Origin of the sequence: Phyllobacterium pellucidum, from assembly GCF_013327855.1 — a bacterium.
Lineage (GTDB): Bacteria > Pseudomonadota > Alphaproteobacteria > Rhizobiales > Rhizobiaceae > Phyllobacterium > Phyllobacterium pellucidum.
The window spans coordinates 1,107,840-1,124,643 of sequence record NZ_JABUMX010000001.1 but is presented as its reverse complement, the minus strand read 5'-3'; the positions used below and the strand labels follow the sequence as shown (position 1 = coordinate 1,124,643).

Below are 16,804 nucleotides of genomic sequence, written 5' to 3'. Positions count from 1 at the left end.
GGCCATGACAATCAAGCAGGACCTCCGGCATTTTACCGACCTTTCAGCACTCTCATCCGGCGATCTGCGCACGATCCTTGACGACGCTCGCGAACGCAAGACACGGCTGAAAGCCGGCAATATCGAAAAGCCATTTGCCGGCAAAGTATTGGCTATGATCTTCGACAAGCCGTCGACGCGCACACGCGTTTCCTTCGATGTCGGCATGCGCCAGCTCGGCGGCGAAACCATCATGCTGACCGGTTCGGAGATGCAGCTTGGCCGCAGCGAAACCATTGCCGATACGGCAAAGGTGCTATCGCGCTATGTCGACATCATCATGATGCGCACGACGACGCATGACCGCCTGACCGAAATGGCGCAAAACGCCACGGTGCCCGTCATCAATGCTTTGACGGACGACACGCATCCCTGCCAGATAATGGCGGATATCATGACGTTCGAGGAACATCGCGGGCCGGTGCAGGGCAAGACGTTCGCCTGGACGGGCGACGGCAACAATGTATTGCACTCGCTGGTCGAGGCGGCAGCCCGTTTCGATTTCAATCTCAACATTGCAACGCCGGACGGCAGCGAACCCAGCAGCAAATATCTTGACTGGGCCCGCGGCGCCGGAGGCAAGATCAAGCTGACCACCGATCCGGTCGCTGCGGTCAAGGACGTCGATTGCATCGTCACCGACACCTGGGTGTCGATGGGACAGGAAGGGCGGGCCCGCGGTCATAACGTGTTCATGCCCTATCAGGTCAACGATGCATTGATGCAGCATGCCAATCCCGACGCTCTGTTCATGCACTGCCTGCCCGCGCATCGCGGCGAAGAGGTAACCGACTCCGTCATCGACGGACCGCATTCGGTGGTCTTTGATGAGGCGGAAAATCGGCTGCACGCGCAGAAGGCAATTCTCGCATGGTGTCTTGAAGGAGGACGTTCCAGTGTCTGATACCGGAATTCGTTCCGACGAATATGTATTTGCCGGCGACGACGCCGTTGTGCCGTTTCAGGTTGCGGATCTCGATGCCCGCGGCCGTGCGGTGCAATTGGGGCCGACGCTCGATGAGATCCTCAATCGCCACGACTATCCCGAACCCGTTGCAAAGCTGCTCGCCGAAGCCATCGTTTTGACCGTGCTGCTTGGTACCTCGCTGAAGTTCGACGGCAAGTTCATCTTCCAGTCGCAGTCGGATGGACCCGTCGACATGCTGGTCGTCGATTTCCGCACGCCAAATTCCGTGCGCGCCTATGCGCGTTACGATGAGGAACGCCTGGCGGAGGCGATTGCCGGGCACCGTACCGCCCAGGAGGAATTGATCGGCAGCGGCACGCTCGCGCTGACTGTGGACCAGGGCGAATACACACAACGCTACCAGGGCATCGTCGCACTCGACGGCTCGAACCTCGAAGAGATTGCCAAGACCTACTTCCGCCAGTCGGAGCAGATTCCGACCGATGTGCGCCTCTCCGTCGCCAAGCTCGTGGAGCGAGGCCCGGACGGCAAGCCTGTCGAACAATGGCGCGCCGGCGGTCTCATCGTGCAGTTCCTGCCGGAATCCGAGCTTCGCATGCGCCAGCGGGACCTGCCGGCCGGCGATGCGCCGAGCAATGAGGAGGACGAGTTTTTCGAGGATGACGACTGGGCCGAAATCAAGGCGCTGGTCGCGACGATCGAGAGCTCTGAACTGACCGATCCGCAGGTTGGCGCGGAACGTCTGCTCTATCGGCTGTTCCACGAGCGCGGCGTCCGCGTCTTCGATGCGGTCCGCGTCAACGACGACTGCTCCTGTTCGCGCGAGAAGATTGCCGGCGTGCTCTCAGGCTTCACGGCCGAAGAGATCGAGGACAGTATCGAAGACGGCAAGATCAGCGTCACCTGCGAATTCTGCTCGACGCACTACGAGTTTGATCCGGGCGAGTTCCTGCCGAAAAACTGACCGATCCGGCGGTCAGACCCGCATCGAAGCCGTCATTTCATGGATGACGGTGACGGCGATCAGAACAACGACGAACCCGCCGATAATCAGCCATAACGGCCATGGCTTTGGCGATTTCTTGGCAAACAGGCCGACAATCAGTCCGGGGACCAGGGCAAGGCCGAACAATCGGCTGGCGGCGTCGGAGGCGCTGGTGAAACTCGGTAGGGTATAGCCGAGGAAATAGGCGCCGATCGCCAGTACGAAGACGATAGCGGAGCAGGTTAGGGCCTTCAGATAGGGCGCGTTGGTGCGTTCGGTTTCGGCCATCAGTTCAAGGTCCGCAATTGATCGGGAAGGTCGAGCGAGAAGGCCGGAATTTCGATATCGAAGCGCTCGCCTGACGTCGTCTGCATTGAATAGCGCCCGACCATGACCCCTGATGTCGTCGTCAGCGGACAGCCGGATGAATATTGGAAGGAGTCGCCCGGATCGAGAATGGGTTGCTCGCCGATGACGCCCGGTCCGCGGACCTCCTCGATATGGCCGTTGCCATCGGTGATCCTCCAGTAGCGGGCGCGCAATTGCACCGTCAGATCCGAGTCATTGGCAATGGTTATCCGGTAGCCCCAGACATAGCGATTTTCCTCCGGGTTGGATTGCTCCTCCAGATAGAACGGCTCGACGGTCACTTCGATATCGCGCGTTGTCGCCTTGTACATGCCTGCTCTCGATTTCACTCCTTGATATCGCCACTCACGGCCGATGCGTCAACCATTACTGGTCACGGATCGAACTAAAACCTTCGTCGGTCACGGTTCCTTTGTTAGGATCGGGGATGCAAAAGGAGCCAGTCATGATGACCCTGGAAGCCTTCGCCGCCATGGCGCACTCATTTCCGGAAAGCACGCAGAGCAGCCACTTTGGCACGACCGATTTCCGTGTGAGCAACAAAATCTTCGCCACCTTGCGTCCGGAAAAACTGCGCGGGGTTCTGATGCTGACGCGCGACGACCAGGCCATGATGCGCGAGACCTCTGCAGACATGTTCGAACCGGTGCCGGGCGGCTGGGGCGAGAAAGGTGCGACCTTTGTCATCCTCGCCATGGCCGAGCCCGATGTCGTGCGCCATGCCATGGCGATGGCATGGCGGAAGGCCGCGCCAAAATCAGTGTCGGCGCGCCACCAGCTATAGCCAGGTCCTAGCGCGATGCGTTCAGTGCCGCATGGAGATCATCGATGAGGTCATCGACATCTTCGAGACCGACGGATAGCCGCAGCAGTCCATCGGATATGCCGAGCTCGGCACGGGCCTCGTCCGTCAGGTTCTTGTGCGTCGTCGTTGTCGGATGGGTGATAAGGCTCTTTGAATCGCCGAGATTGTTGGAGATCTGGATGATCTCGAGTGCATTCTCGACCGCAAATGTGGCCTTCTTGCCGCCCTTGACCTCGAAGGCGATCAGCGTCGAGCCACCACTCATCTGCTTGGCGACGATGTCGGCCTGCGGGTGATCGGCGCGGCCGGGATAGAGCACTTTCGAGACGGCCTGATGTCCGGCAAGGAAGTCGGCAATCTTGGCTGCATTGTTCGTCTGCTGGTGTACGCGCACGGCAAGCGTTTCGAGCCCCTTCAGCATGACCCAGGAATTGAACGGGCTAAGCCCGGGTCCCGTGTGGCGGAAATATTCGTGCAGGTTTTCGTCGATCCACTGCTTGTCGGAAAGGATCATGCCGCCGAGACAACGGCCGTGGCCGTCAATATGCTTGGTCGTCGAATAGATGACGATGTGGGCGCCGAGTTCGAGCGGCTTTTGAAAGAGCGGCGTTGCGAACACATTGTCGACGATCAGCTTGGCGCCAACAGAGTTCGCGACCTTGGCGACGGCCGCAATATCGATGACTTCGAGCGTCGGATTCGTCGGGCTTTCGAGGAACATCACCTTGGTGTTGGGGCGAACAGCCTTTTCCCAATTCTCGATCCTGGAGCCGTCTATGAGCGTGAAATCAACGCCATAGCGCGGCAGCATGGTCTCGATGATGTAACGACAGGAGCCGAACATCGCCCGCGCGGCAAGCACGTGGTCACCGGCTCGCACCTGGCAGAGGATTGCGGCAGCAACGGCGGCCATCCCCGAAGCGGTGGCACGCGCATCTTCCGCGCCTTCAAGGGCGCACATGCGCTTTTCGAACATGTCGGTCGTGGGATTGGCATAGCGCGAATAGATGAATCCGGGCTCTTCGCCCTTGAAACGCGCCTCGGCCGCTTCTGCGGACGGGTAAACGAAGCCTTGCGTCAGGAACAAGGCTTCGGAGGTTTCCCCGAAGCCGGAACGCAAGGTTCCGGCATGGACGAGCTGGGTGGCGGGACGCAGTTTGCGGGTGGTATCCTTGGTCATCGCTGTCTCAATCTGCCAGAAAACTGGCCAATAAAAAACCGGCCTTGCGGGAATCGCAAAAAGGCCGGACGAGACCGGGCCTCTTTTAGCAAATTATTTTACGTGGCTGCAAGCCGGCCGGCCAAATCACCACGGGATAAAAGTGCTTTAATCCTCTTGGCCGCTTGCGTCAATCGGGTGAGGCGCTAAAGCTTTTCGTCTCTTTGTATGGATGGTCGACATGGCGAGACGAGAAGCGGGCATATTGGCCGATAGCGGCATCAGGGCGCTATTTGAGGCGCGAGCACTCAAGACCGAGCGCGAATTCGACGTCGACCAGATCCAGCCGGCGAGCCTCGATCTGCGCCTCGGCAAGCGCGCCTACCGCGTACGCGCGAGCTTCATGCCGGGCCCGGGAACGCCGGTCATCGACAAGCTCGACCGCCTGAAACTGCACGAAATCGATCTGACCGAGGGCGCCGTTCTCGAGACCGGCTGCGTCTATATCGTTCCGCTCCTGGAAAGCCTGGCACTGCCTGCCGAGGTTTCAGCCTCCGCCAATCCGAAGAGTTCGACCGGGCGCCTCGATATCTTCACACGGGTCATCGTCGATGGCGCGCAGGAGTTCGACAAGGTTCCGGCCGGCTATCATGGTCCGCTTTACCTTGAAGTCAGCCCGCGCACCTTCCCGATCGTCGCCCGGACCGGCTCGCGCCTGTCGCAGATCCGCTTCCGGACCGGGCGCGCGCAACTCGAGGAAACAGAGCTTGCGGAACTTCACGCCGCCGAGACGCTCGTCGCCTCCGAAACGCCCAATATTTCCGGCGGCGGCATCGCCCTTTCAATCGACCTCACCGGCGACCAAAATGGCCTTGTCGGCTATCGCGGCAAGCATCATACCAGCGTCGTCGATGTCGACCGGCGCGGCGTCCACGATCTTTTCGACTTCTGGGAGCCGATCCATGATCGCGGCGCCCGGGAACTCGTGCTCGATCCCGATGAGTTCTATATCCTCGTCTCGCGCGAAGCGGTCCACGTGCCGCCGCTCTATGCCGCCGAGATGACGCCGTTCGACCCGCTGGTGGGCGAATTCCGCGTGCACTATGCCGGCTTCTTCGATCCGGGCTTCGGCCATACGGCAGCGGGCGGCACCGGCAGCCGCGCCGTGCTCGAAGTGCGCAGCCATGAGGTGCCCTTCATTCTCGAACACGGACAGATCGTCGGACGCCTGATCTACGAGCACATGCTGGAGCGCCCGCGCGCCCTCTACGGCACTGATCTCGGCTCCAACTACCAGGCGCAGGGCCTGAAGCTTTCAAAGCACTTCCGCTGACGGCGGAGCCGCTCGCGACCCCTTGACAAAGACCGCTGTCAGCGGTCACTGATAGTGAAATGCGGGTGTAGCTCAATGGTAGAGCAGCAGCTTCCCAAGCTGAATACGAGGGTTCGATTCCCTTCACCCGCTCCACCAATCTTTTCAATAACTTAACCCTAATTTTCGCGATGCCATTTTGGGGGAGTTTTACACAAAGTTTTACATCCTATGTTCTCTTTCTGGCCTCATCGATCTGTCGTATGATAGCCTTTGTGGCGGCAGTCCTGTCCACATAGCGACGAATAATTTTGGCCACCGAGTCCTCTTCCCAACCTAAAATCTCGGCAATGACGCGCTCCGGCAGGCCGGCGGTATAGAATTTTGTCGCTGCCGTGCCGCGGAAGTCATGGAAGTGAAGATCCTTGCCCTTCATTCCAGCATCGGTCTTTGCCGTATGGAACGACGATGCCAAGCCGTCGCTCGTCCATGGTGTTTCGCGGCTGCTTGTCAGGATGACGGGTGAACGTTTAGGAATACGATCGAGCAGCGTCCGGAGATCCTCGTAGAGCGGGATCACGGCCTCACGCTTGTGATTGCTCTTTCCGGTTGTGATGACGATTGCGTCCTCGCCGACATGTGACCAGGACAGGCGCACCAGATCACTAACTCGTAAGCCGGTATGCGCTGCGAGATCAACAGCAAGCCCAACCTCAAGCGAGCAAGTCGTCTTGCCCTTGTCATCTGTTGCAGTCTTAAGCTGCTTGATATCCTCATCAGTCCAGATGATAGCAGCGCGGTCATTGCCATAAATCTGTTTGATGCCTTCACACGGGTTCGATGTAATCTTTCCGAGGGGGTCAACCGCATAGGATAGGACGCGCGATAGCACCTGCATGCCATAATCGGCGGTCCGCGGCGTCTGGGCATACGTCCCGCGCCACTTTCGGATAATCGAACGGATTTTCTGGGGCCGGTCGAATTGAGCGATACTCAAGGTCCCGAAATGATCAGCGATGCGATCGAGCCACCGGGACCATTGACGTTTCGTGCTATCGGCAAGCTTCGCATAATCTGGGCTTCCTTTGTAGATTACAACCAGAGAGCGAAACTTTGCCGTGTCAGGCATTGTCCGGCTTGCGATAGCCTCGTTGTAGGAGTCCATGAACTCGCCCGAACCCGGCTCGCCGTCAAGCTTCGGGCCGCCGCGCCAAGCGTAATAATAATCGCGCCCCTTGGCTTTAACCTTATGGATGCCCTTCAATTTAATTGTAGCCATGCTTTGCCTCGAACGCAGCCAATTCGCGATCAAGGTCTTTATCGTCGCTCTCGTCAACCGTTTCCGGTTTGTGAACATCGGGGAAAACAACAATCGACCCGTCAGGGTTGAGCTTTACGCCAACGCCCTCAGTCCTGGCGATCGAGGCTACGCAGCGAATCTGGGCTCGGGTGAAGCGGAGTTTTTCTGTCATTCCTGCTTCTCTTCAAATGAGTTCGTTGTGGGCGGTCACGATACGCACCTCACAAAAACAGCCAGCAGGGCAAGGCCGACGACAACGAGCGGCCCGGCGATAATGGTGAAATCGGCAAGCCAGCCTTTGAAACGTTGCCCGTACATCATGGTTCGATCCTTTCGAATAGGCGGCGAGGCGGGAGGGATTTGGTGTGAGCCGGCTTGGCCTTGACGACCTTGGCGAAACCGGCGGATTTGACCGAGCCCTGGGGGCGAGCCACGCCGGTATGCTTCGCGCGCACCTTGGCGACCTTGGCCTTCTCCTTGACGTCCATCGCTGTCTTACCGAGGTGACAATGAGAATGGGCCGGCGCGAGATTGCTCTCGGCATTCTTCCCGCCATTGATCAGGGCTACAACGTGGTCGGCTTGCCAGGTCTCACCCGTCTTGATCTGCAGCTTGCAGAGATGGCAGACGCCTTTGTCCCGGTCATAGATGCGCTGGCGCACGCGTGGCGGGGCCTTCGTGTCATCCGACTTTCCCGTCCACTCATCGACTTGGCGGGCCATCAGGGCACCTCATCGATGTTCTGATTGAGGACATCAAAGGAAACAGCGACAACCCATGGGTTTGCTTCCCATGATCCCGCGCCGTTGATGTTCTCCCATATTTTGCGGTACTTCCGTTGGGGCCATCCCCAATCACCGCGTTCAGGGAATACAATGCGCTCGACACCCTCGGCGAGGGCGTCCGCTTCACTGCAATCCTGCAGGCGCTCCACTCGAACATCGGTGACGAGTAGTGTCAGGCGTGAAGCCCAACGCGGCATATGCATGGCCTGGCGGTGTTTGCCATGAAGCACATCAGCACCGTCCACTATGTAATCGACCGCAGTCCCGACTTTCAGTTGGCTCGGCGGGAGATGGTCGGACGTCGACCAAGTGCGCCAATGCTCGCGAACATAGAGCCGGTCGCCAATGCAGAACCGCAACTCTTTCGCGCGCCATGAGGCGTTTCCGGGATCGAGCACATAGTCATCCGTCCACGACCCATCGAACAGGCTTGCGTGACCGCGTGGCTTGATGATCCGCCGTGTCTGTGTTTTCCGGCCGGCGAGAAGTGCCTGAACCATCGGAGCGCTGAAAAGGATTGGACGGTCTGCCATCAGAATAACCTCCCGGCCTGATCGTCGGCGTCAGCTTTTGCTCGATAATCCTCGGCGATTGCCTGCATCACGGCGATCTGCCGGTCGGCGAAGGCTTGCGCCCTCCGGCCATCAGCTACCCATCGCGAATAGACACGTTGGCGCTGCTTGACCTCGCGCTCGGCGCACCCCGCTTTGTCTTTGTTCGTAATCTCGGTCATAGAATTGTCTCCTGCGACCGCCTCATTGCGTGTTCGACGATCAGGCCGAGTTCAAATTCCATCTGCGCGAGCGCAGCCTCTTTTCGCGCAACCTCCAGCTTCAACTGGAGGTGCGTCCGGTCATATGCAGCTGCGATCTTGCGCGACCGCCTGACTTCATAGGGTGCGTGGAGCGGAACGGATGTCATGCTGCCTCGCTTCGCGCCGTGGCGCCGTGCTCGACTCCGAGAAGGTCGTCGATGAAGTTCAGAACGGCTGCTTTGGATTTCTGGAATTCTGCTGCGCCCATTGCCCGTACGGACTGGCTCTTCGCTGTCATGACGTGAACAACGCAGTTGAGTGGAACAACGACAGAATAATCATCCATAGGCCGGATGAAGGCTGCTACCCGTTCAGCTTCGGCCTTGGATGCACAGACTATGGAGCGCTCATCGCGATAACCGGTCCGGATCAGCGCTTTCTTCCGCAGATGCTCAACGGTCGGATATTCGCCGAGCATGGAATCGTGGAGGTTGTCAAAGCCGTTCTTGATCGAGGCGAAGTAGTGCCGGTGAGAGTTGTCGGAACGGTCGTGATGCTCAATTAGCCTGTAGAGTTCACCGACAACATAGTGCTTGTCGGCGGCGCGGGCGTGGAATGAAGTCGCCGGTTTGAACATTCCGTCGCCCTCGTACTGAAACAAAATCGGCAAGGTTTGCACGGTCCAATCCTCCCGTTGTTAGCCGGCCATCATGTTTTGGACAGCGGCCTGCTGGTCCAAAAGATTGGCAGGCTTCCGCTTCGAGATAGCTTCGATCAGCTTCTTGAGTTCCAGCGCGTCGGTGGGCGATTTCGCCCAGAATGTGCGCAATGGATCGCGATTGGCGTCGGCCCATTTCGCCACGGTCAACGGGTCGCTTTCATTGATAAATTGTTCGGCGCGATCGAAGAACTTGCCGACGGGCACATTTTCCAGCGCCCACCCATCGCCCCAAGTGACAGTGATGGCGTCGTTGCCAGCGATCAGCTTGAGCCGGTTTTCCTCGCGCTCATGTTCGGCGATTTCGGATGCGGTCAAACCAAGCATCTTAGCCCGGTCGAGCTCGGCCTCGTCGTAAAGTCCGGTGAACTGTTCAGGCCAGCCGGCTCGTAGCGCCTGCATCTCTGCGCATTTCGCAATCATCAAGCGAGGCATCTTGCACCAGTTACCGCTGTCATCCAGCGATGGGGCAGCGCCATCTTTCAGCACCTTCATCTTCTTAGGCTTGCCATTGTCCCAGGTATCGCCAGTCTCGACGTAACTGTACTGGCTCGGAGCGAATGAGATCGGGGCGAATTCCTCCCAAAATGCCTGTCCGGCCACCTCAAACCACTCTGCGGTTTTCGGGTCTTGCTTCCAAAGATAGACGGTGGCGGATACTATTCCCTGAGGATTGGTTGGCCCTTTAAGGCCCGGATCGGTCTCGTACGTGGGCGTCTTGCTTGCCGGACGATAATCGCCGCATCGCTGCGCAATGACGCGCTGACCATCGCGGCTGATGATGATGGTCATCTTCCGCTTGTTCGCATTATCCTTCGAGAAGATCATTGGAATGATCTGGCCGAGAAACGGATCAAGGCCCTTCGCGCGCGCCACCTCGATGAAAAGGTTGAATTCCGCTGTGTTGCAGTCCTTCGCGACTGTGCTCTGAATCAGTGCAATCTGCTTGCTGGAATGGGTATACTGAGAGACCGCGTTCATTATTTCCTCCTGATGGAAATTGAGACAGAACCATTGTCGAGGTGGGCGCCTGGGATTTCTTCCTTGGCCTCCAGCGCTTCCTTGAGCGCTTTTTTGTCGAGCTTTGGTTCGACCTTGGGGATAGTCCAATAGGCGGCTGGAATGTCCGCCTCGTTGTCGACGACGATGTTGGGCTTGCGCTTGGTGAGAAAGATCGTCGCCGTTGGCAGCGTAAACTTTTCCTGGTCCGTGACGATCATCGCCTGCTCCATCGCAGCGCGACGGCGTTCGATGCGTTGCTCTGCAGCCCTACGCCGCTCAGCGAGCGTTTCTTCCTTGGCCTTGATGCCAACTATCAGGATGTCATCCTCATCATTGGCGTCCATTGCAGCGGCAATTGCTTCGAGCAACGAAGTCTCGCCTTCGATTGCCGTCTCGACGATGTCCTGGTCATCGGCATCACCACTCTCTCGGAGACTGGCGAGAAGTCGCTTTGCCGCTTCGGCCTGGCGGTGCACACTGTGGGACGCGTCGCTCATGCGAGCTCCTTCCGTTCGAAGAGACTGTGATAGGTGCGCTTCAAAGCCCGCCGAACAGCGTCGTTTGGCTCTTTGAGCAGGCGATCCTCAATGTGCTGCAGAGCTTCCTCTCGGGAGAGGCGTTCGATGCATGCCAGTTCGGCAGCGATGCAGATTTGTTCTCCGGTCATTGATCGACCTCGGCGCGGGCCGACTCAGACTTCTGCAGGGTGCTTCCAATGGTGCCGAGAACGACGACGGTGAAGCCCAAAAGGGAGGCAATTGCGACAAGCAAACTTTGCATCTGGATCACTCCTCGGTCAGATCATTGTTGAAATCGTCATCGAACTCTTCGACCTCGATGGGGTCGTCCAGTTCCCACCACTTGTCGATCTCTGTCTTGACGTGGTCGACGGTCTTGCCGTGGAAGCAGCGGTCATCTTCGGGGCCATCGTACTGTTGGTGAATTCCCAGAAAGCCGTAGGCCGGACCAGCAAGCGGATGCTCGATGGTGAAGTCGCGATAGCGCATCACATCCCCCTCGACTTGAAGCCGTTGCAAATAATGTGCGTCTCACGGGCGAGCAGCTCTTCGACATCACGCATGTGCCCAAGCTTCGAATACTCAACGACCATCTGTTTGGCGGCTGTTCGGTTGAGTGGGATCAGCGCTTCGAGTTGCTGAAAGATGGTCCAGACCGGCAGAGGCAGTTGGACCAGGGCGATTGCCGTGTTCAGATCGCCGGTAAGATTGGCGGTATCAGTGAGCCGCGCCGACGCAGTGTTGCCGTAGTTCGTCCGAACCCAGAATGCCGCCACGCCATTCACCGCCGCTTCGCAAGCATAGTGCTTGGAATTGGTGTCCTGGAACTGTCGAAGAGCGTCGCCTAGGCTTTCGATGATAAAGCCGGTTTCGGCTGCGATCTGCGTTGGCGTTTTGAATTCGTGGTTGATGATGTTCATTGCATCCATCCGTTGCCTGATGGACGTATAATATACGCAAACGAATAATCGTCAATCAAAATAATACGCGAACGCATAAAACCTTACGCAAGCGTATATTGCCGCCTTTACTTATTAGGCAACAAAAAACCGCCCGAAGGCGGTTTATGCAAATTCTGAAATAGAAGGAATGATCAGACTTTATGCAATGCAGTACCGTAGGTTCGGACCAACGATGGTCGCGCTACCGGCAAATATTCCCGTGAGCGATCCATACCGACTGCAGGCGTGTGATCGATGTTCTGATATCCAGTTTGTTCCTTGATAGTCTCAACAATCGTTAGCTGCCGGCGAAATTCGTCCGATGCAGTGTTGGGATAATCTTGGAGTCCCTTGAGTATATCAGTTATGTCCATTTGATCCTCCACCTAGTTGATTGTGCTCGTGTACAAATAAGACGTCAGGTTCATTCTACTCATGAAATCACTAAGAGTGTCGTTATAACGGCGGACAGCACCCTGCAATGCGGAATCATTCCCAAAATCATCTATCTCCAATCGGCACTCGTCCTTGAGTGTCTGCATCCCGATCATTCTGCCGTGTGAGTGCCAATGACTGTTATCGGAAAGCAGCTTTGCAATCTCAGCCGCTCTTTCCCGCTTGTCATCGTCTGTTACGGCAGGTGTGCCATTTCGCCTCTTATGTACCGTCCAATCCTTGAACTTGTATTGAACCAGCCATCGCTTCAAGAGAGCTTCTGACAAATCTCTTGCTTGCTCGTAGAATCGTAGCATGGCTAGATCCTGATTCATCATCCACTGAAACTCAACGGGTGAGATAGTATTTTGTTTCGATTTTTGGATCATCTCGTTCAGTTTGTCGAGGTGTCCAAGGGCAGGCACAAGATATTTTCCTTCTCGATCAAGGACCTGTGGGTCGATTGGACCCAAAGAAGAGGAATAGTCCATAAATATCTTATCGCCCGACATGCAAAAGATCGTTCCCGCCGACATGGCCACCACTGGAACAACGAAATAGACCAATTTGTAATGGTGGCGTACGACTTCTACGAACTTTTCAACAGCCTCCGCCTGGCCACCTGGAGTTGTAAGGAAGATTGCAATCGCTTGTTTCTTTTCTGGCCGTGCTGCCAGCTTCTCAATGAGTTCACGGAACCATGCGAAGATCGTCATTCGCATTTCTCCGCTGAAGAAGAGAATATCAGCATCAAGTTTTTTTGATAGTTCGGCTTCAGCTTCTTTTGCGACGTTGAAAATTATTTCATCATAAACTGCCACGTACAGTTTTCTCCCCATTTACCCTCGGGGCGACCCTTGTGTTGGACCGCTTACCCTCGAAACCGTAGCTGACCCTGAATTCCATGCCTCGACATTTTTCGGATCGAGGATGGAGGTAGCACAGCAAATATTTCTCCGACCCAATCTAGAACTACATCTTCAATAGGAGCAGCATTCCAAGAAAGCAGATTCACCCCCAACTGACCGCGCATGATGGTTTTTATGAAGCGACGTCCGTCTTGTGTACGGACCGCGGCCTCTTCGCCGTAGAACGCCTCAAGAGGCTTTTTCTGGTCGCGGTACACGACAATTACGGAATCATGTTTGAACACCGGCAGCATTGAATCGCCGCGCACCTTGAAAGCGATCATGTCGTCTGGAAGATGGAAAGGGATCTCGATCTGTTCGAGGCCTTCGTGAGGCACTTGTTCATATTCTGGCTCGACCTCAGCCCCGGCACCTAGGTACCCCATCAGCGGAACGGAAGTCCCTTCTGGCAAGTGCCGTACTTCATGATTTACCAGATCATCGTACATCTGGTTGATTGCGTCGCGCCGATGGCCCTCGGGTTCGGAGCCTGAAAACCAACGACTGACGGTTGCCTGGGTTACATTCAGCTTTTCGGCTATGTGCTGCTGTCGCCAGCCAGTGGATTTGAGAATCGCTCGCAATTTCTCTTCGATCGTGATCATAGCGGCACGTTATATAAGTCCACGTATATAGAAAAATACGTCTGCGTATATTTTTACGCTTGCAAGATATGCGTTTGCGTATAATATGCGTGATATGAACGCGCTGAAGCACATCCGAAAACACATCTTCAAAGTAACGCAAGCCCAGTTCGCATCACTTGCGGGCGTCGGGCAGCCGTCCGTCTCTAGATGGGAGAATGGTATTGCGCCCTCTTTGGATGAGATGCAGGCGATCCGACGAGCGGCTGCTGAACGCGGCATCGATTGGGACGACTCCTGGTTTTTTGAGGTGCCAGAGGTTGCAGCATGAGCGCTGAAGCTGAGATAAAGCAATTCATTGATCGCATTCTCCGCCTCAAGGAAGAACAGGACACGCTCGGCGAAGACATCCGCGAGGTTTACGCTGAGGCAAAGGGCAGGGGCTACGACAAGACCGCTCTGGGCAACGTCGTCGCACATCTGCGAAAGGTCGAAAAGGTCGGCCGCGACACTTTGCACGAGCGCGAGGCGATCTTCGATCTCTATCTCACGGCCTACGAGACCGGTGGTCGGGCGCCCGCGTCTGCGCGTGCACGAGAAAACATTGAAGAATTTCCAGTCAGCGCGAAGCTCGTTGCCACGGTTGCAAACGCAGTTCAGACCGAAACAGGCCGCAAGGCTCTCATCGCTGCCGTCGATATTATGATCGAGCGTGAAGCCGCTGAACACATTGATCCGGAGACGGGCGCGATCACAACTTCCCACGGCAAGGCGCCCGATGGGATGGACCCCAGCCACGAACTTATCGCGGCCAACATGGAGCAGGGCGATGTAGACAGCAGCGCGTCGCGCGCCAGCAGCGCCGTGGAAGTCGGCGCATCCAATTTCACCCCTGACCCGTCCTCCTTGGTGGTTGCCGACGGCCAACCAGAAAGCTCGGAACCGGGCAGCGCAAAAAGCGATGGTTCCGCCATCGTCGGTCAGGGCCGCGAAAGCGGGAATACCATAACCGGGTGCAATTCCGAGCAAGCCGTCGCCAATTTTGAGACACCGTCGTTTCTGAAGGACCAGACGAAGTCGATCCGCGACTACCGTCCTCATTGCCAAAAGCCTGAGGCTTGCGGTGCGTCTGGGCTGGGACATTGCTACTCCTGTTCGAAGCTGATCGCGGTTGAAGGCGAGGTCGCATGACGACCGAGCAGATGATCTCCGACTGGATGGACCGCAATGGCGCGCCACGCAGGTTCTCGCGGGGTGAAAGCACCGACTTTCTTGCGATCCGATCGTATCTTGAAAAGCACGGCTACAGGCTCAGTGGACACCGTTACGAATACATCTTTTCAAGAAACGGGATGCCTCGCCGAAAATTCGATTGGCGCGGATTGCTGCGCTTTGTTGACGATCTGCGCGTGGCCGACGGCCTTCCGCCTATCCTGGCGAGGCTTGCATAATGGACCGCGCTTCATTTGATTTGCTTTTCCGCCCTGAAATTCTCATTGGCGTGTCCGGCAAAACTGACGCCGTTCTTGCGCATGCGCGCTCGGACGGCCAGCCTGTTAATAGGATTGTTCGCGCTCTTAACACCTCCCGGAGCTGCGGACATGCTGACGGGAGAAGCCGCGGCGTTGGCTTCTCCCGTCTTTTTTCTCGTTTTTCGTGCGCTGGACAGTACGCCTTCTACGAGAAACCCAATCCTTTTTTCCGACCAGTCATCAACCTCGTGATCCCCATCGCTCTGGTTGTTGGCCCCATCATTTACGTGCTTCGTCGCTGTCTCCGTTGTGTTCAGTGGCTCGCTCATGTGGTCAACCATATGAGCGGAGTCGCCCAGATTGTCGGAAACATCTCCCAAGCCCGTGGAAATCTCACCCAAGTTTTCGGAAGGACCAGCCATGTCTGATGCTGATCTAGCCGCCAACTTACTCGACGACGTGATCGGCCATCGAGGTGTACGCGAACCGGTCAAGAGCATGTTGGACCGTGCGTATCGTGCTTTGAGTACCAGGAACAGAGAATGGACGCGCCGCCGTGTCCGCTCAATTTTCAACAAAGAAACTACACGGATCGACCATCGCGAAATCGAAGAGATGCGCTCAGTCATTCGAGCGAAGGAATCCCATGCAGCATTCAAATCCGAGACCGCCCGTATTGCTGCGATGGCTGTCGACTCAGCGTCGGCTACGGATCGCGGCGAAGCTTCGCGATAAAGCGGCTTCGCTGGCTGAATGGATCGCGCCAGAGATCAAGGAGGTCGATAAGTGAACGATAACCGTGCGCCTTTGACTGCCAAAGAAATTGTCGGGCTAGTGGTAGCATCGGCTCTCCTTGCCTTGCTCGTCCTGCTTCTCTACTTCGCGTTTGAGGTGCGCCCATGAACGCGCCTTCCGCCCGCGGACTGTTTCGCGCCACCGGCAAGAAGTCAAAGCCGGTCGTTCAGCGGAATCTTGACGGCTCATATGAGAAGGTAGAGCACCTCGAGCGGGAGCCAGATGAATTCTATCCGACGCCCCCGGAGCCGACGCGGGCCTTGCTGGCGGCCGAGATCGGCAGGCTAAGGCAGTTCCGCACGATTTGGGAGCCAGCCGCTGGCGATGGCGCTATGGTTCGGGAAATGGAAGTGGTCGGCCTCGACGTCAATGCGTCGGATCTCATCGATCGCGGAATCGGTGCTGTCATCCGGGATTTCTACGACTATTCCGAAGCGACATCCCCATCCTACGCCATCGTCACGAATCCCCCTTTCGCTGAATGCGGCTGGGGCAACGGTAAGGCTCGCTGGCTGAAGCATGCCCTCGACGTCCTCAACGTCGAATACATGGCGCTGCTGATGAATTGGGGTTGGCCGGGTGCCGGTGGTCTCAAGCATTTTTGGGCGCAACATCCGCCGGCGCGCGTCTACCTGATGCGCTGGAAGATCGATTTCACTGGGCAGGGCGCTCCGCCGATGCTCAACGCTTGGTTCGTCTGGGACAATCTGCATGAAGGCGAGACCGTTCTCCGCATGCTCGACCGCCACTCCGACGCCCGCCAATCAAACCTTTTCGCGGAGGCTGCCGAATGAGTCGGATCCCAAACCACGAGATGGTGGACGAGCTCAACAAGCTCGTCATCGGAAAGGCAACCTGGCTTCAGGATTTTTCCGAGGGGCGGCGCAAGCGTCCAGATCACGAGATAGAAACGCGCTGGCGCGAGCTCGCTGTATTGAAGCAGGCGGTGTCTGATTATTCCGCTGCCGCTGACCGTGACCGAGGTGCGGCATGAG

At 57.0% G+C, this 16,804-nt stretch carries 29 protein-coding genes, 1 tRNA gene and 1 riboswitch; of the genes, 11 read left to right on the top strand and 19 right to left on the bottom strand.

Features of this window, described 5'->3' with window-relative positions; genetic code table 11:
• Positions 1-4 precede the first annotated feature (4 nt).
• Together argF and HQ945_RS05585 are read left to right on the top strand one after the other, a co-directional pair.
• The gene (argF, locus tag HQ945_RS05590; RefSeq protein WP_027230345.1) at positions 5-943 is read left to right on the top strand and encodes an ornithine carbamoyltransferase; all 939 of its coding nucleotides are present in this window, start codon (positions 5-7) and stop codon (positions 941-943) included.
• Positions 936-1,931, top strand: a complete 996-nt coding sequence (locus HQ945_RS05585) for an Hsp33 family molecular chaperone (RefSeq protein ID WP_343051173.1) — start codon at positions 936-938, stop codon at positions 1,929-1,931. Before argF ends, HQ945_RS05585 begins: the two co-directional genes overlap by 8 nt.
• Before the next feature lie 12 nt (positions 1,932-1,943).
• On the opposite strand, the gene HQ945_RS05580 is transcribed toward HQ945_RS05585, so the two are convergent.
• Together HQ945_RS05580 and apaG are read right to left on the bottom strand one after the other, a co-directional pair.
• On the bottom strand, positions 1,944-2,240 hold the full coding sequence (locus tag HQ945_RS05580) for a hypothetical protein (RefSeq protein WP_027230343.1): 297 nt from the start codon (positions 2,238-2,240) through the stop codon (positions 1,944-1,946).
• Positions 2,240-2,632, bottom strand: coding sequence for a Co2+/Mg2+ efflux protein ApaG (apaG, locus tag HQ945_RS05575; protein WP_091919813.1), 393 nt, complete (start codon positions 2,630-2,632; stop codon positions 2,240-2,242). The genes HQ945_RS05580 and apaG overlap by 1 nt, the downstream gene beginning before the upstream one ends.
• A gap of 134 nt (positions 2,633-2,766) precedes the next feature.
• Here apaG and HQ945_RS05570 point away from each other — a divergent pair, with 134 nt between their 5' ends.
• Positions 2,767-3,105, top strand: a complete 339-nt coding sequence (locus HQ945_RS05570; RefSeq protein ID WP_162737104.1) for an MmcQ/YjbR family DNA-binding protein — start codon at positions 2,767-2,769, stop codon at positions 3,103-3,105.
• A 7-nt stretch (positions 3,106-3,112) separates the two neighbouring features.
• Here the strand turns inward: HQ945_RS05570 and HQ945_RS05565 are convergent, their stop codons facing one another.
• Positions 3,113-4,306, bottom strand: coding sequence for an O-succinylhomoserine sulfhydrylase (locus HQ945_RS05565; protein ID WP_113279845.1), 1,194 nt, complete (start codon positions 4,304-4,306; stop codon positions 3,113-3,115).
• Between the two features lie 63 nt (positions 4,307-4,369).
• Positions 4,370-4,449, bottom strand: a riboswitch (SAM riboswitch).
• Between the two features lie 77 nt (positions 4,450-4,526).
• Here HQ945_RS05565 and HQ945_RS05560 point away from each other — a divergent pair.
• Together HQ945_RS05560 and HQ945_RS05555 are read left to right on the top strand one after the other, a co-directional pair.
• Positions 4,527-5,618 carry a 2'-deoxycytidine 5'-triphosphate deaminase gene (locus HQ945_RS05560; RefSeq protein ID WP_027230339.1) on the top strand — a complete coding sequence of 364 codons (1,092 nt, stop codon included), beginning with the start codon at positions 4,527-4,529 and terminating at the stop codon, positions 5,616-5,618.
• Between the two features lie 61 nt (positions 5,619-5,679).
• Positions 5,680-5,753 (top strand) — tRNA-Gly (locus HQ945_RS05555).
• Positions 5,754-5,826: 73 nt separating this feature from the next.
• Here the strand turns inward: HQ945_RS05555 and HQ945_RS05550 are convergent.
• The 15 genes from HQ945_RS05550 to HQ945_RS05480 all read right to left on the bottom strand — a co-directional run bounded on the left by HQ945_RS05550 (position 5,827) and on the right by HQ945_RS05480 (position 13,563).
• Positions 5,827-6,876, bottom strand: a complete 1,050-nt coding sequence (locus HQ945_RS05550; protein ID WP_174207879.1) for a tyrosine-type recombinase/integrase — start codon at positions 6,874-6,876, stop codon at positions 5,827-5,829.
• Entirely contained in the window at positions 6,863-7,069 is a 207-nt protein-coding gene (locus tag HQ945_RS05545; protein ID WP_153666404.1) for a hypothetical protein, read from the bottom strand. Before HQ945_RS05545 ends, HQ945_RS05550 begins: the two co-directional genes overlap by 14 nt.
• A gap of 145 nt (positions 7,070-7,214) precedes the next feature.
• Positions 7,215-7,619, bottom strand: a complete 405-nt coding sequence (locus tag HQ945_RS05540; protein ID WP_174207783.1) for an HNH endonuclease — start codon at positions 7,617-7,619, stop codon at positions 7,215-7,217.
• The gene (locus HQ945_RS05535) at positions 7,619-8,215 is read right to left on the bottom strand and encodes a hypothetical protein (protein WP_174207782.1); all 597 of its coding nucleotides are present in this window, start codon (positions 8,213-8,215) and stop codon (positions 7,619-7,621) included. The genes HQ945_RS05540 and HQ945_RS05535 overlap by 1 nt, the downstream gene beginning before the upstream one ends.
• Positions 8,215-8,415: a hypothetical protein gene (locus HQ945_RS05530; RefSeq protein WP_174207781.1), complete on the bottom strand. Its 201-nt coding sequence runs from the start codon at positions 8,413-8,415 to the stop codon at positions 8,215-8,217. The genes HQ945_RS05535 and HQ945_RS05530 overlap by 1 nt, the downstream gene beginning before the upstream one ends.
• The gene (locus HQ945_RS05525; RefSeq protein WP_174207780.1) at positions 8,412-8,603 is read right to left on the bottom strand and encodes a hypothetical protein; all 192 of its coding nucleotides are present in this window, start codon (positions 8,601-8,603) and stop codon (positions 8,412-8,414) included. The genes HQ945_RS05530 and HQ945_RS05525 overlap by 4 nt, the downstream gene beginning before the upstream one ends.
• Positions 8,600-9,073, bottom strand: coding sequence for a hypothetical protein (locus HQ945_RS05520; protein WP_174207779.1), 474 nt, complete (start codon positions 9,071-9,073; stop codon positions 8,600-8,602). Before HQ945_RS05520 ends, HQ945_RS05525 begins: the two co-directional genes overlap by 4 nt.
• 60 nt (positions 9,074-9,133) lie before the next feature.
• A complete protein-coding gene (gene bet, locus HQ945_RS05515; RefSeq protein WP_174207778.1) occupies positions 9,134-10,135 on the bottom strand; it encodes a phage recombination protein Bet in 1,002 nt (333 codons plus the stop codon).
• Positions 10,135-10,653, bottom strand: coding sequence for a siphovirus Gp157 family protein (locus HQ945_RS05510; RefSeq protein WP_174207777.1), 519 nt, complete (start codon positions 10,651-10,653; stop codon positions 10,135-10,137). Before HQ945_RS05510 ends, bet begins: the two co-directional genes overlap by 1 nt.
• On the bottom strand, positions 10,650-10,823 hold the full coding sequence (locus tag HQ945_RS05505; protein WP_174207776.1) for a hypothetical protein: 174 nt from the start codon (positions 10,821-10,823) through the stop codon (positions 10,650-10,652). The genes HQ945_RS05510 and HQ945_RS05505 overlap by 4 nt, the downstream gene beginning before the upstream one ends.
• Positions 10,824-10,941: 118 nt before the next feature.
• Positions 10,942-11,163: a hypothetical protein gene (locus tag HQ945_RS05500; protein ID WP_174207775.1), complete on the bottom strand. Its 222-nt coding sequence runs from the start codon at positions 11,161-11,163 to the stop codon at positions 10,942-10,944.
• Positions 11,163-11,594, bottom strand: a complete 432-nt coding sequence (locus tag HQ945_RS05495; RefSeq protein ID WP_174207774.1) for a hypothetical protein — start codon at positions 11,592-11,594, stop codon at positions 11,163-11,165. Before HQ945_RS05495 ends, HQ945_RS05500 begins: the two co-directional genes overlap by 1 nt.
• A 173-nt stretch (positions 11,595-11,767) precedes the next feature.
• The gene (locus tag HQ945_RS05490; RefSeq protein WP_174207773.1) at positions 11,768-11,989 is read right to left on the bottom strand and encodes a hypothetical protein; all 222 of its coding nucleotides are present in this window, start codon (positions 11,987-11,989) and stop codon (positions 11,768-11,770) included.
• A 12-nt stretch (positions 11,990-12,001) separates the two neighbouring features.
• Entirely contained in the window at positions 12,002-12,871 is an 870-nt protein-coding gene (locus HQ945_RS05485; protein WP_207719700.1) for an SDH family Clp fold serine proteinase, read from the bottom strand.
• A 50-nt stretch (positions 12,872-12,921) separates the two neighbouring features.
• Positions 12,922-13,563 (bottom strand): LexA family transcriptional regulator, encoded by a 642-nt coding sequence (locus HQ945_RS05480; RefSeq protein ID WP_174207771.1) that lies wholly within the window; start codon positions 13,561-13,563, stop codon positions 12,922-12,924.
• Positions 13,564-13,657: 94 nt separating this feature from the next.
• On the opposite strand from HQ945_RS05480, the gene HQ945_RS05475 reads away from it, so the two are divergent.
• The 3 genes from HQ945_RS05475 to HQ945_RS05465 are packed head-to-tail and all read left to right on the top strand — an operon-like array spanning position 13,658 to position 14,993.
• On the top strand, positions 13,658-13,873 hold the full coding sequence (locus HQ945_RS05475) for a helix-turn-helix transcriptional regulator (RefSeq protein WP_174207770.1): 216 nt from the start codon (positions 13,658-13,660) through the stop codon (positions 13,871-13,873).
• Positions 13,870-14,733 carry a DUF2312 domain-containing protein gene (locus HQ945_RS05470; protein WP_174207769.1) on the top strand — a complete coding sequence of 288 codons (864 nt, stop codon included), beginning with the start codon at positions 13,870-13,872 and terminating at the stop codon, positions 14,731-14,733. Before HQ945_RS05475 ends, HQ945_RS05470 begins: the two co-directional genes overlap by 4 nt.
• Positions 14,730-14,993, top strand: coding sequence for a hypothetical protein (locus HQ945_RS05465; RefSeq protein ID WP_174207768.1), 264 nt, complete (start codon positions 14,730-14,732; stop codon positions 14,991-14,993). Before HQ945_RS05470 ends, HQ945_RS05465 begins: the two co-directional genes overlap by 4 nt.
• An 11-nt stretch (positions 14,994-15,004) precedes the next feature.
• On the opposite strand, the gene HQ945_RS05460 is transcribed toward HQ945_RS05465, so the two are convergent.
• On the bottom strand, positions 15,005-15,436 hold the full coding sequence (locus tag HQ945_RS05460; RefSeq protein WP_174207510.1) for a hypothetical protein: 432 nt from the start codon (positions 15,434-15,436) through the stop codon (positions 15,005-15,007).
• On the opposite strand from HQ945_RS05460, the gene HQ945_RS05455 reads away from it, so the two are divergent.
• The 3 genes from HQ945_RS05455 (at position 15,435) to HQ945_RS05445 (ending at position 16,803) form a co-directional block, all read left to right on the top strand.
• On the top strand, positions 15,435-15,749 hold the full coding sequence (locus tag HQ945_RS05455) for a hypothetical protein (RefSeq protein WP_246272541.1): 315 nt from the start codon (positions 15,435-15,437) through the stop codon (positions 15,747-15,749). The genes HQ945_RS05460 and HQ945_RS05455 overlap by 2 nt on opposite strands.
• Before the next feature lie 164 nt (positions 15,750-15,913).
• Positions 15,914-16,603 (top strand): hypothetical protein, encoded by a 690-nt coding sequence (locus HQ945_RS05450; protein ID WP_174207766.1) that lies wholly within the window; start codon positions 15,914-15,916, stop codon positions 16,601-16,603.
• On the top strand, positions 16,600-16,803 hold the full coding sequence (locus HQ945_RS05445; protein ID WP_174207765.1) for a hypothetical protein: 204 nt from the start codon (positions 16,600-16,602) through the stop codon (positions 16,801-16,803). The genes HQ945_RS05450 and HQ945_RS05445 overlap by 4 nt, the downstream gene beginning before the upstream one ends.
• Position 16,804: the final 1 nt, after the last annotated feature.

What these genes read in the sequence shown, in the direction of transcription:
- argF (WP_027230345.1), top strand. Translation starts at nt 5, where the DNA reads ATGACAATCAAGCAGGACCTCCGGCATTTTACCGACCTTTCAGCACTC.
- HQ945_RS05580 (WP_027230343.1), bottom strand. Translation starts at nt 2,240, where the DNA reads ATGGCCGAAACCGAACGCACCAACGCGCCCTATCTGAAGGCCCTAACC.
- apaG (WP_091919813.1), bottom strand. Translation starts at nt 2,632, where the DNA reads ATGTACAAGGCGACAACGCGCGATATCGAAGTGACCGTCGAGCCGTTC.
- HQ945_RS05570 (WP_162737104.1), top strand. Translation starts at nt 2,767, where the DNA reads ATGATGACCCTGGAAGCCTTCGCCGCCATGGCGCACTCATTTCCGGAA.
- HQ945_RS05565 (WP_113279845.1), bottom strand. Translation starts at nt 4,306, where the DNA reads ATGACCAAGGATACCACCCGCAAACTGCGTCCCGCCACCCAGCTCGTC.
- HQ945_RS05560 (WP_027230339.1), top strand. Translation starts at nt 4,527, where the DNA reads ATGGCGAGACGAGAAGCGGGCATATTGGCCGATAGCGGCATCAGGGCG.
- HQ945_RS05550 (WP_174207879.1), bottom strand. Translation starts at nt 6,876, where the DNA reads ATGGCTACAATTAAATTGAAGGGCATCCATAAGGTTAAAGCCAAGGGG.
- HQ945_RS05545 (WP_153666404.1), bottom strand. Translation starts at nt 7,069, where the DNA reads ATGACAGAAAAACTCCGCTTCACCCGAGCCCAGATTCGCTGCGTAGCC.
- HQ945_RS05540 (WP_174207783.1), bottom strand. Translation starts at nt 7,619, where the DNA reads ATGGCCCGCCAAGTCGATGAGTGGACGGGAAAGTCGGATGACACGAAG.
- HQ945_RS05535 (WP_174207782.1), bottom strand. Translation starts at nt 8,215, where the DNA reads ATGGCAGACCGTCCAATCCTTTTCAGCGCTCCGATGGTTCAGGCACTT.
- HQ945_RS05530 (WP_174207781.1), bottom strand. Translation starts at nt 8,415, where the DNA reads ATGACCGAGATTACGAACAAAGACAAAGCGGGGTGCGCCGAGCGCGAG.
- HQ945_RS05525 (WP_174207780.1), bottom strand. Translation starts at nt 8,603, where the DNA reads ATGACATCCGTTCCGCTCCACGCACCCTATGAAGTCAGGCGGTCGCGC.
- HQ945_RS05520 (WP_174207779.1), bottom strand. Translation starts at nt 9,073, where the DNA reads ATGTTCAAACCGGCGACTTCATTCCACGCCCGCGCCGCCGACAAGCAC.
- bet (WP_174207778.1), bottom strand. Translation starts at nt 10,135, where the DNA reads ATGAACGCGGTCTCTCAGTATACCCATTCCAGCAAGCAGATTGCACTG.
- HQ945_RS05510 (WP_174207777.1), bottom strand. Translation starts at nt 10,653, where the DNA reads ATGAGCGACGCGTCCCACAGTGTGCACCGCCAGGCCGAAGCGGCAAAG.
- HQ945_RS05505 (WP_174207776.1), bottom strand. Translation starts at nt 10,823, where the DNA reads ATGACCGGAGAACAAATCTGCATCGCTGCCGAACTGGCATGCATCGAA.
- HQ945_RS05500 (WP_174207775.1), bottom strand. Translation starts at nt 11,163, where the DNA reads ATGCGCTATCGCGACTTCACCATCGAGCATCCGCTTGCTGGTCCGGCC.
- HQ945_RS05495 (WP_174207774.1), bottom strand. Translation starts at nt 11,594, where the DNA reads ATGAACATCATCAACCACGAATTCAAAACGCCAACGCAGATCGCAGCC.
- HQ945_RS05490 (WP_174207773.1), bottom strand. Translation starts at nt 11,989, where the DNA reads ATGGACATAACTGATATACTCAAGGGACTCCAAGATTATCCCAACACT.
- HQ945_RS05480 (WP_174207771.1), bottom strand. Translation starts at nt 13,563, where the DNA reads ATGATCACGATCGAAGAGAAATTGCGAGCGATTCTCAAATCCACTGGC.
- HQ945_RS05475 (WP_174207770.1), top strand. Translation starts at nt 13,658, where the DNA reads ATGAACGCGCTGAAGCACATCCGAAAACACATCTTCAAAGTAACGCAA.
- HQ945_RS05470 (WP_174207769.1), top strand. Translation starts at nt 13,870, where the DNA reads ATGAGCGCTGAAGCTGAGATAAAGCAATTCATTGATCGCATTCTCCGC.
- HQ945_RS05465 (WP_174207768.1), top strand. Translation starts at nt 14,730, where the DNA reads ATGACGACCGAGCAGATGATCTCCGACTGGATGGACCGCAATGGCGCG.
- HQ945_RS05455 (WP_246272541.1), top strand. Translation starts at nt 15,435, where the DNA reads ATGTCTGATGCTGATCTAGCCGCCAACTTACTCGACGACGTGATCGGC.
- HQ945_RS05460 (WP_174207510.1), bottom strand. Translation starts at nt 15,436, where the DNA reads ATGGCTGGTCCTTCCGAAAACTTGGGTGAGATTTCCACGGGCTTGGGA.
- HQ945_RS05450 (WP_174207766.1), top strand. Translation starts at nt 15,914, where the DNA reads ATGAACGCGCCTTCCGCCCGCGGACTGTTTCGCGCCACCGGCAAGAAG.
- HQ945_RS05445 (WP_174207765.1), top strand. Translation starts at nt 16,600, where the DNA reads ATGAGTCGGATCCCAAACCACGAGATGGTGGACGAGCTCAACAAGCTC.